At 56.1% G+C, this 9,777-nt stretch carries 9 protein-coding genes and 1 pseudogene; 9 read left to right on the top strand and 1 reads right to left on the bottom strand.

The genetic code is table 11. The annotated features are described in order from the left end of the window. The first annotated feature begins 179 nt into the window (after window positions 1–179). The 9 genes from Q0510_RS12720 (at window position 180) to Q0510_RS12680 (ending at window position 8,171) form a co-directional block, all read left to right on the top strand. Window positions 180–1,298 (top strand): formylglycine-generating enzyme family protein, encoded by a 1,119-nt coding sequence (locus Q0510_RS12720; protein WP_298712122.1) that lies wholly within the window; start codon window positions 180–182, stop codon window positions 1,296–1,298. Window positions 1,299–1,452: 154 nt separating this feature from the next. Next, complete coding sequence (locus Q0510_RS12715) at window positions 1,453–2,652, top strand: BamA/TamA family outer membrane protein (RefSeq protein ID WP_298712119.1); 1,200 nt, start codon at window positions 1,453–1,455, stop codon at window positions 2,650–2,652. A 4-nt stretch (window positions 2,653–2,656) separates the two neighbouring features. Further along, a complete protein-coding gene (locus Q0510_RS12710; RefSeq protein WP_298712116.1) occupies window positions 2,657–3,355 on the top strand; it encodes an outer membrane beta-barrel protein in 699 nt (232 codons plus the stop codon). Window positions 3,356–3,384: 29 nt separating this feature from the next. Continuing rightward, complete coding sequence (locus Q0510_RS12705; RefSeq protein WP_298712112.1) at window positions 3,385–3,927, top strand: hypothetical protein; 543 nt, start codon at window positions 3,385–3,387, stop codon at window positions 3,925–3,927. A 9-nt stretch (window positions 3,928–3,936) separates the two neighbouring features. Then, entirely contained in the window at window positions 3,937–4,734 is a 798-nt protein-coding gene (locus Q0510_RS12700; RefSeq protein WP_298712109.1) for a hypothetical protein, read from the top strand. 156 nt (window positions 4,735–4,890) lie between these two features. Then, the gene (locus Q0510_RS12695) at window positions 4,891–5,919 is read left to right on the top strand and encodes a hypothetical protein (RefSeq protein ID WP_298712106.1); all 1,029 of its coding nucleotides are present in this window, start codon (window positions 4,891–4,893) and stop codon (window positions 5,917–5,919) included. After that, window positions 5,913–6,974: a DUF481 domain-containing protein gene (locus Q0510_RS12690; RefSeq protein WP_298712103.1), complete on the top strand. Its 1,062-nt coding sequence runs from the start codon at window positions 5,913–5,915 to the stop codon at window positions 6,972–6,974. Before Q0510_RS12695 ends, Q0510_RS12690 begins: the two co-directional genes overlap by 7 nt. Window positions 6,975–6,994: 20 nt before the next feature. Then, a complete protein-coding gene (locus Q0510_RS12685; RefSeq protein ID WP_298712100.1) occupies window positions 6,995–7,555 on the top strand; it encodes a DUF4136 domain-containing protein in 561 nt (186 codons plus the stop codon). Window positions 7,556–7,634: 79 nt separating this feature from the next. Beyond that, on the top strand, window positions 7,635–8,171 hold the full coding sequence (locus tag Q0510_RS12680; RefSeq protein WP_298712098.1) for a hypothetical protein: 537 nt from the start codon (window positions 7,635–7,637) through the stop codon (window positions 8,169–8,171). A gap of 596 nt (window positions 8,172–8,767) precedes the next feature. On the opposite strand, the pseudogene Q0510_RS12675 reads toward Q0510_RS12680, so the two are convergent. Next, window positions 8,768–9,777 (bottom strand): annotated as a pseudogene (locus Q0510_RS12675) (hypothetical protein); the annotation flags it as partial.

Here is a 9,777-nt window from a genome sequence, read left to right as displayed (position 1 = left end):
GAACACCTGGTCATGATCGTACATCATACCGACAGCCTCCGCGAATGGGCTTACGACAGGAATTCTCACGTTGGGCGGCTCGATAAGGCGATGGACGAAGCGAATGCGAAAGGCTGGACGTTGATCGATATGCGCAAAGACTGGAAAACCATCTATCCCGAACCCTAAAAATCATCATTATGTTACTTCGGAATACGATCTGCCTGGTTGTGCTGGCATGTGCCGGCTGCCATTCCGGCGGGCAGCCCCCGGAATCCCTTGCCGCCGCCGCCTTCCCCGGCCGCGAGATGTCGTGCTGCCCCGTTCCCGGCTCCACGGCGGATATGGTTTTTGTGGCGGGAGGTACGTTCATGATGGGGACCGACGAACCGGAATCGTACGACCACGAGCGCCCGGCGCATCCTGTGGAAGTGGATGGTTTCTGGATGGACTGCACGGAAGTGACCAACCGGCAATTCAAAGCTTTCGCGGACGCAACCGGGTATAAGACGGTGGCCGAGCGGAAGCCGGATTGGGAAGAACTGAAGCAGCAACTGCCGCCGGGTACGCCGGAGCCCGCGCCGGAGCTCATGCAGCCGGGCTCTATGGTGTTTTTTATGCCCGCGGGAGAAGTACCCATGGAACAAATCGGGCACTGGTGGAGATGGGTGCCCGGCGCCTGCTGGAAAAGCCCTGAAGGGCCCGGCAGCGGGCTCGAGGGGCGGTGGGACCATCCTGTGGTGCACATCGCCTGGGAAGACGCGCAGGCATACGCCAGCTGGGCCGGCAAGCGATTGCCCACGGAGGCGGAATGGGAGTTTGCGGCGCGGGGAGGACTGGCAGGGAAAAGATACGCCTGGGGAAATGATTTTACGGATAACGGGCGCTATATGGCCAATACCTGGCAGGGGAAATTCCCGGGGATCAACCTGCGGTCCGACGGGCATAACGGCACCGCGCCGGTGAGAAGCTTCGCGGCGAACAATTTCGGGCTGTACGATATGATCGGTAACGTCTGGGAATGGACGGGCGACTGGTACGATGCGGCGGCTTACCGGAAATCCGGCGTGGCGCACCTGGTGAAGAACCCCCGTGGCCCGGAGCAATGTTACCATCCCGGCAACAATTACGCCCGGGAACGTGTTACTAAGGGAGGTTCTTTTCTCTGCGCAGACAACTATTGCATCAATTACCGCCCCAGCGCCCGCCGCGGAACGGCCTATGATTCAGGCGCCTCGCATATCGGTTTCCGTTGTGTGAAAGACAGGACGGACAGCACCAGGGTAGTGGCATCGCGAAAGGTTACGGACCAGCCTTAAAATTATTGCGGCCTTCGCTGCTATTGCGCCGCTGCCGTTTTTGGTGGTTTTATGTACTCCGTCTTCTAGCAATCCAGATAAAGCATCATCAAAAAAAAACTTGTACAGCTTGAAACATGGCTGTACAAGTGCTTTTCTCCTTCAGAAAAGATACATGATGCGAATCTGGAAAAAGTACATACCGGTGGCATGGTGGTGCCTGTGTTGCGGCATCTCTCTGCTGTTATGGATTCATCCATGCCTGGCGCAGGACACTGCCGCACCGGTAAAATGGAAATTCTCCCTCCGTGATTCCCTCGACCACGCCATTGATTTTAGCGACTGGATACTGAATGCCGGCGGCTTCGTTCCGGTGCCCTATATCATCACCGAGCCGGCGGTAGGATTTGGTGGCGCCATCGTGCCCGTTTTTCTCCATAAACACAAGCAACCCCGGCTCGTCAACCGCCCCAAACATGCCGTAGCCATCCCGCCGGACATTACCGGCGCGCTCGCCTTTTATACCGCCAGCAAAAGCTGGGGAGCCGGCGCATTCCGTACCGCCACCATCGTGCCCTGGCAGTTACGCTATACGGTGATGGCGGCGTATTTCGATATGAACCTGCACTATTACAAAACCCTTCCCCGGATCGGCGAAGTGAAGTACGGCACCTCCCTCAAAATGATCCCTTTATTCCTCCGCGTACAGAAACAAATCGGCTGGCAGGGCTTTTCGGCCGGGGCGCAGTATATCTTCACCAAAACAGAAGCTACGCTCACCGGCCATGTGCTGCCGGATTCCCTCTTCAAACCCCGTGAATTCGATAATATCAGCAGCATTGCGGGCATATTGGCGGAATTCGATAACCGCGATAACATCTTCACGCCCAACAAAGGCTATAAAGCCCATCTCGAAGCCAACCTATCCGCTTCGGCATTGGGCAGCGATTTCGATTATACGCACCTGAACGGGTTCGCCTATGCCTACATCCCTTTCGGCCATTCGGGGAAATGGGTATGCGGGTTCCGGGCGGACGTGCAGCAGGTTTTTGGTGATATCCCCTTCTACTACAAGCCTTCCATCGATCTCCGCGGCATACCGCGCGGGCGGTACCAGGGCGATGCCAATATCCTCGTGGAAACGGAGCAGCGATGGAATATGTTCCGCCGGTGGAGCGCCGTGTTCTTCGGTGGTACGGGGAAGGCGTTCGATGACTATTCGGATTTCGGCTCCGCCAAATGGGTGTACAACGGAGGTGCGGGTATCCGCTATCTGCTGGCAAGGAAATTCAAACTATACATGGGCGTGGACGTGGCGCGGGGCCCCGAGCAATGGGGCGCCTACATCCAGTTTGGCAGCGCATGGATGAAATAACAACATGGTAAAATGCATCGTCATATCACTCTGCCTCGCCTTCGGCGGGATGCTCGCACCGAAAGCAACGGCCGGGCAGGCATTGATCGCGCTCGTTTTCGGGAAGAAGCTGACCAGCGATAAACTGCATATCGGTATCTACCTCGGAGCGTCGGAAAGCTGGCTGCAGCATGCAACCGGGCAGCATCCCAGGGCGGCGCTCGCTATTGGGGCCTATACGGCTTTCGACCTGGCGGAGCATTGGCAGCTGGAGCTGGATATCATCATGCGCTCCCCCCGCGGCGCCAACCGCCTCCGCTACGAAAACTACTTCCAGCCGCCGGAAGATTCGATGCTGGCAGGTTCGGAATTCGACAGGAAGCTGACCTATATCACTTTTTCGCCGCTCATGCGCTGGCGGATTTCGCCCTCCTTCGGTATTGCGGCAGGCCCGCAGATCGCGGTGCGGACGGTAGCGCGCGACATCTTCCACAGCGAAAGGGAAAACGGCACGCTTTCCTACACCTACGATGCCCGGGACGACGTCCACCGGCTCGATGCCGGGGCGGCATTCGACGTACAGTACATTCTCATGAAAGGGAAAGGCATCCGCCTGAACCTACAATTCGGCCTGGGGCTTACCAATCTCTACAAACGGGAAGGGTATTCCGGGCGCAGCCGGCAGATTTTGCTGGGCGCGGGCATCCCCATCGGGCATAAATAATGGATTTGTTGACTTAAAAAACGTATAACATGAAACACCCTCCACTGCAACTCACCTTTTGCGTCCTGCTGTTCCTGGCGGCGGGATTCGCTACTGCCCGCGCGCAGGAAACCATGCTGAAAGCCGAGCGTATCAAAAGCAGCGACCTGCCGCCGGAAGTGCTGGCGGCGTACAAGAAACGCTTCCCTTCCGCCAATCTCAAACAGATCGTCAAATTGCCGCTGCAGGTGTATAAGAACGACTGGGAAATAGATGAACTGAATCAGCCCGACGGCAGCGAGGAATTCTACACGCTTTCCATGACCGGCGACCAGGTGGACCTCGAAGCCCTGTACGACCGGAAGGGCAATCTCATCCGCGCGAATGAAGTGGCGCGGAACGTGGCGCTGCCGCTGGCAGTGAACCAGTACCTGGTGGAAAATTATAAGGGATATACGGTGAAGAAAGACAAAGTGAAACGGCTCATCGAACCCAACAAGATCAGCGCGGAATGGGAAGTGCTGATCGCGAACAAATCGGACAAGAAACGCGTCTTCTTCGATACCGCCGGGAAATTTATCAAAGAGAAATAACGGAAACATATGAAAACAGCCTGCACCTGCGCCGCCATCCTGGTGGCGGCGCTCGCGTGCCCCCGTTTGGCCGCGCAGCATTTGTCGGACGACGACCTGAAGAAAGCGAATAACCCGCTGGCGAACGCCAAATCCTTCAACCTGCACGAGTATTACGCGCCCTCCATCTACGAAGCCCCGGACGTGCGCGGCAACTCCCTGCTGATACGGTTCGCGATGCCGCTGGCCAAAGGGACGATCCTGCTGCGCGCCACGCAGCCCGTGAGCACCGTATACACCGGCGAGAATGCCGCCGGGAAGCAGACGTACGCTTCCGGCCTGGGCGACCTCAGCTTTTTCGCAACGTATACCCTGAGCAAAGCCACCGCAAAATGGCTGGTTGGGCTGGGCCCGCAGTTCGTTTTCCCGACGGCTACGCGGCAACAGGCCGGCGCCGGGAAAGTGCAGGCAGGCGCGGCGCTCATCCTGTTCAACGTGCATCAACCCGCGCTGCAATGGGGCGGTCTCATCACTTACCAGCATTCCATTGCCGGGCAGTCGGACCGTAACGACGCGCAACTGCTCGTGGTGCAGCCCATCGGCATTTTCCAGCTGGGCAAAGGTGCATACCTGCGCACTTCCGGTGTCATGAACTTTGACCTGGAGAACCAGGTGTACGTAGTGCCGGTGGGCTTTGGCGCGGGGCATGTGGTGAAAGTGGGAAAGACGGTTTTCAATGTATTCCTGGAACCGCAGCTGACCGTGTTGCACTACGGGCCGGGGCAACCGTCCTTTCAGCTGTTTGCAGGCATGAACGCACAATTTTAATGCACGGCATTGGTAATGTATTGTGAACCTTGTGCGCGCCAGGTGTGTTGTATTAAAAGTTGACCCTCCCTCGCATACCTCAGTTAGCATAATCATCAGCATGTGAAACACCGCAGCCGCGCCGTTATACGGCAGTGTTGCATTACGCTGGTTGATATGAAAATGCTGCATCTCATTGTACTGGTCATGGTTTTTACCGGTTGCTGCTGCCTCCGTTCCTCCGGGCAGGCGGGCACCGGTATGAAGATCGGCGACGCCCATCAGAAAACGTTAGACAGCCTCCAAACCTCCGGGTATCCCTGGCGATTCCCGCTGATGGGCGCCAAAGTGGCGAAGAAAGGATTCAACCTCCCTTATTCGGTGGGCGCCATGCTCAATTACTTCGCGGGCAGCCAGGAAGTACTCATCTCCGATCTCGAAGTCGGTGTCAATAACAGCGAGCTCGTGCCCTTCGATTTCATCGAATTCGGAGAAGTAAGGGCTGATATCCAGACGCTGAATGCCCGCATGGATCTCTGGCTGCTGCCGTTCCTGGACGTTTACGGCATATTGGGGAAAGTGTGGACGAAAACAAATGTGGAAGTAACGGCCCCCGTGCATTTCAATAACACCACCAGGTTCGGGGGATACACCTATGGCATGGGTGTAACCCTGGCCGGTGGTTACCACGGCATCATCACCATCAACGATATCAACTTCACCTGGACCGATCTCGATAAACTCAGCAACAAGGTCAAAACCCTCATGATCTCCCCGCGCATCGGGTACAATTTCCTGTTCCACGGCAAACCCGGGCAAAGCTTCGCCGTCTGGATCGGCGCCACCGGCGCATATATCAACAAAGGAACGGAAGGAGAAATCAATGTATCCGACCTCACCGCCAATATTCCCCGGGAAAAAATCGACGAGATCGTGGATGAAACTACGGAATGGTACCAGCAGCTCCGGCCGGCGCAACAGGTGGTGGTTAAACAGATCGCGGAGAAAATCAAAGATAAAATGGACGGCCGCCTGCAGGATATGACCATTCACTATTCGCTGCGGAAAGACGCATTGTCGACCTGGACGATGCTGGCCGGCGGACAATTCCAGTTCAATCCCAGGTGGCAGGCCCGCGTTGAAATCGGCTTCCTCGGAGGCCGGAAGTCTGGCCTGCTGTCTGCAAACTACCGCTGGCGGTGGTAGGGAAAGGTATTGCCCGGTGGATGGCGGCATGCCTGGTGATGTTATCCGCTGCCGCCGTGGCCCAGCAAACGGACCCGCTGGCCCGCGATGAACTGAGGTTCAAGAACGGAGACCGGTTGCGGGGCGAGATCAAAAGCGTACAGATGGGCGAACTGGTTTTTTCTGCTGATGAAGTGAACGACGACGTAACCGTAAAACTCAAAGATATCCGCATGTTGAAAGCAAAAAGAATGATTTACGTAGTGGAAGATATCAACGCACGGAAATACTACGGGATACTGGATTCCAGCCGGTTCCCGGGTTGGGTGAGCGTATATACGCTCACCGATACGGTCGATATTTTCCTGCAGGACCTCGATAATATCCGCGTGCTGGACGAGGATCTGTGGAAACGGATAGATGGCAGTATTTCCCTCGGGTTTTCGTATTCGCGGTCCAGCCAGGTGGGCAGGATCAACGGCGGGGGAGAACTGAGCTATAACACGCGGCGGTGGATCCTGCAAATGAACAGCGATATCATGTATACGATCGACGAAAATTATAAAGGGATCGAGAAGGCGGACCTCTCGGTTCAAGGCTACTATGAGTTCCGCCGCCGCTGGTTCAGTATCGGGCAGGTGCAGTATCAGCGTATCACGGAACTGGGTGTGGACGCGCGTATCCAGGGGATCGCAGGCGTGGGCCCCACGCTGGTCAAAAGCCGTCACCAGGACCTGCGGACGGCCACCGGGATCTCCGTACAACAGGAATTCGCCACCGATACGCTGGGAAACAGGACCAACACTGTCAATTCAGAGATTCCGCTTATCCTCAACTATGTCCTGTTCCGGCCGGGTCATCCCGACCTCAGGCTGCAGGCGAGGAACAATATATTCTTCAGTCTTTCCCAGAAAGGCCGCTGGCGGGTGGACCAGAACATCACTTTCGCATGGAAGATCATCCGGCACCTGAACACCAGCCTGCAATTCTATCTCAACTACGATAGCCAGCCGCCCGCCGGCAGCTCCGGTGCGGTGGATTACGGTGTCGTATTCAGTATTGGATATTCATTTTAATACGTAAAACCTGTGAGACTATGAATCGATTACCACTTTTTTGCGCCTTGTCCATGTTCGTGATCACGGCATGCGGGCCTACCGTGAAAGTAACGTCGGATTACGACAAATCGGCGACGTTCGCCAATTACCGGACCTTCGCGCTGTATGACCCTGCGGGCCAGCAGGGTTCCGTCAGCCAGCTGAACCGCGAAAGGATCGAGAATGCCGTGGGGGCGCAGATGGTCGCCAAAGGCTATGCGCAGACGAACGATACTTCCACCGCCGATCTGCTGGTCAATATCCTGACGGTCACCAAGGAAGGTAAATCCGTGTCCGCCAATACCGATTACTACGGTTACGGCGGCTTTTACCGCCCGTATTACTGGGGCGGCGGCATGGGGATGGCTTCCAGCAACACCACCTTCAATGTCGACAAATACATCGACGGTTCGCTGATCGTGGATGTGGTGGACCGCCAGACCCGCCGCCTGCTGTGGCAGGGAACGGGAAACAGCGAAATCGACGGGCAGTTGAAAGACCCAGATAAATTCATCCCTGAAGCCGTGGCTAAGATCATGTCGAGTTATCCTTCCCGCTAAACAGGGAGGGTTTTTGTGTTAAGCGGACCCCGCTGCCATCGGGCAGCGGGTCTTTTATCTTGACGTAAAATTTATGGTGATGAAAAGATTATTATTAACCGGAGCCCTCTGCGCGGCATTTCTTTGCCGCCCCGCCAGCGCGCAGGACAGCCTGATGAACCTGGCGCCCGAAACCGACTACGTGGTCATGGAGCTCTTTGGCAGAAGTTCCGCCGAAGTGCTTATCAAGGCTTTGCGCATCCAGCGTGCAGACGAAGCACCCTTCCTCGAGGTTTACAAACTTTTCTCCAACGAAAAAGCCCCCATCGCCCAGGCACGCGTTGCCCTCCTGCGGCGCTACAACGAAGTGTTTGAAACCCTCGACGAAGACATGCTCAATTACATCGTGAAAGGCCTCATGAAAAACGACCGCGAATTTCTCGATCTCCATATCCGCTATTACAAAAGGATCGCGAAGCTCATCGGCGGCAACCGCGCGGCGATCTTCTTCCAGGTGGATAATTACCTCGACCAGGTCGTGCGCATCGACCTGCAGAAAGAACTTCCTTTCATCAATACCCTCGAAACCGAAAAAAGACCGGCCATGAAACTCGCGGATGCCAGCGCTCCGCGGTAAATATGGTGAAAAATATAAGTTCCGAACAATGCAATAATAGAGACAGCTGACGTGTAGAAATGAACCAGGCCCGGGCTTTCCAGCCCGGGCTTCCTGTTGCGGCTGCCCGCAGGCAAAAAAATACCGCGACCTGAAAAGGTCGCGGCCGCTCCTAAGCATAAACAAATTAGCAATCATCAAAAAAAAGTTCTCAGGGGTGAACGAACAATGGATGCCATGCGACCGGGCTGCGCCGGCCGTGTTGGTCCTGCAATGCGCTTCATGCCGCCGGCAGCGGGTGTTCCGGGTCAGGCAAATCAATGCCCTAAGGATACACACGTGCTGTTGCCGGCGTTTCCAATAAATGATTGCTACGATGCCTGGAGGTTTGCCTGCCCGTAATTTGGGGCTGCAGGTTTCGGGAATTTGGATCTGTCTACGGGATGCTCATGGTTTTCGACTTTTGCTTCCTGCGTTTTGGATTTCGGTGTGAATAAGGTTTTCGTAGACCGGATATCTGCTTGTCAATAGTTCCTGTTGTAATTTTTGCCCGATCTAAAACTTACAACGTATTCGGTAAGAAAAGGATTAAGCAAATGATTAATAATTTAAACAAACTAACGCCGCGGCCTGAAAGAGCGCCCGCCGGAACGTGGCGTATACTGATAATTGCGCGGCATCGAAGAAAAGCCGGATGACCTGTTAAACCCACGCGCCCTGTTCTCGAAGGTGCGCGCCGGTTGTGCGGAAGCATTGTTGCGCTGCGCGGGATGCCATTGCTGGCCGCTGTTCCGCTCCATGCCGCCGCCGGGATGCCGGCGGTATACATGCCCGTCGCGGTCTGCCGCCAGCTGCGGATGCGATAAGGCGCCGCTGCCGGTATGCCGCGTTTGCCCGGAAAGATTGCCGCCCGCCGTATGCCGCGTTTGCCCCGGGATGCGCCGGTTGGCCACATCCCTGCGGATCTGATCGTGCGTAACAACGTCATGGCGGTGATTGTAGATATTATTTTGATGGATGAAATTGTTTTGAATGTTGATGTTGTTGACCACCGCCGGGCGCGGCCCGTACATATGCGGGTAAGGATACGCAAACGGCGGACGGTACACCGGCGGCCCCCACCAGCCTCCGCCCGGATGAAAAGCAAACCCGAAATGGAACGGCCCAACGCTCATCCCTATCCCGATACTCCAGCCCGTCCAGGGATTGTAGGACATCCCGAAACCCCAGGTCACCGGGCGCGGATAATACACCGGGCCGTACCAGCCCGGATACGTGTAACCGGTACCGTAAACGACTACCGGCCCCGTTACGTAACAGCCCAGGTAGCCCGGCGTGTATCCCATGTACACATACTGCGGCGTGGATTCATAAATGTAGACATAGCGCGTATTGTATACCGGCGAGCTCGCCGGGATCTTGTCCACATCGGCCGGCCGGCTTTCCGCCACGCTCCAGGGCCCGTTGGGGCTATGTCCCGTAAACCAGACGCCCTTGTCCACCACGTAGTAAATATTACCCTGTTTCAGCACCGTAGCGGAAGTATTGACGGCATACGAAAGGTTCGTCCCGGAAATTGCGTTGAACTCCGGGATGCCGTCGTAATGCACGGATGTGGCGGCTTTTT

This window comes from uncultured Chitinophaga sp., assembly GCF_937874145.1.
In the GTDB taxonomy this organism is placed as follows: Bacteria; Bacteroidota; Bacteroidia; order Chitinophagales; family Chitinophagaceae; genus Chitinophaga.
The sequence above is the reverse complement of the archived record's forward strand: the minus strand, read 5'-3'. Positions and strand labels throughout refer to the sequence as shown.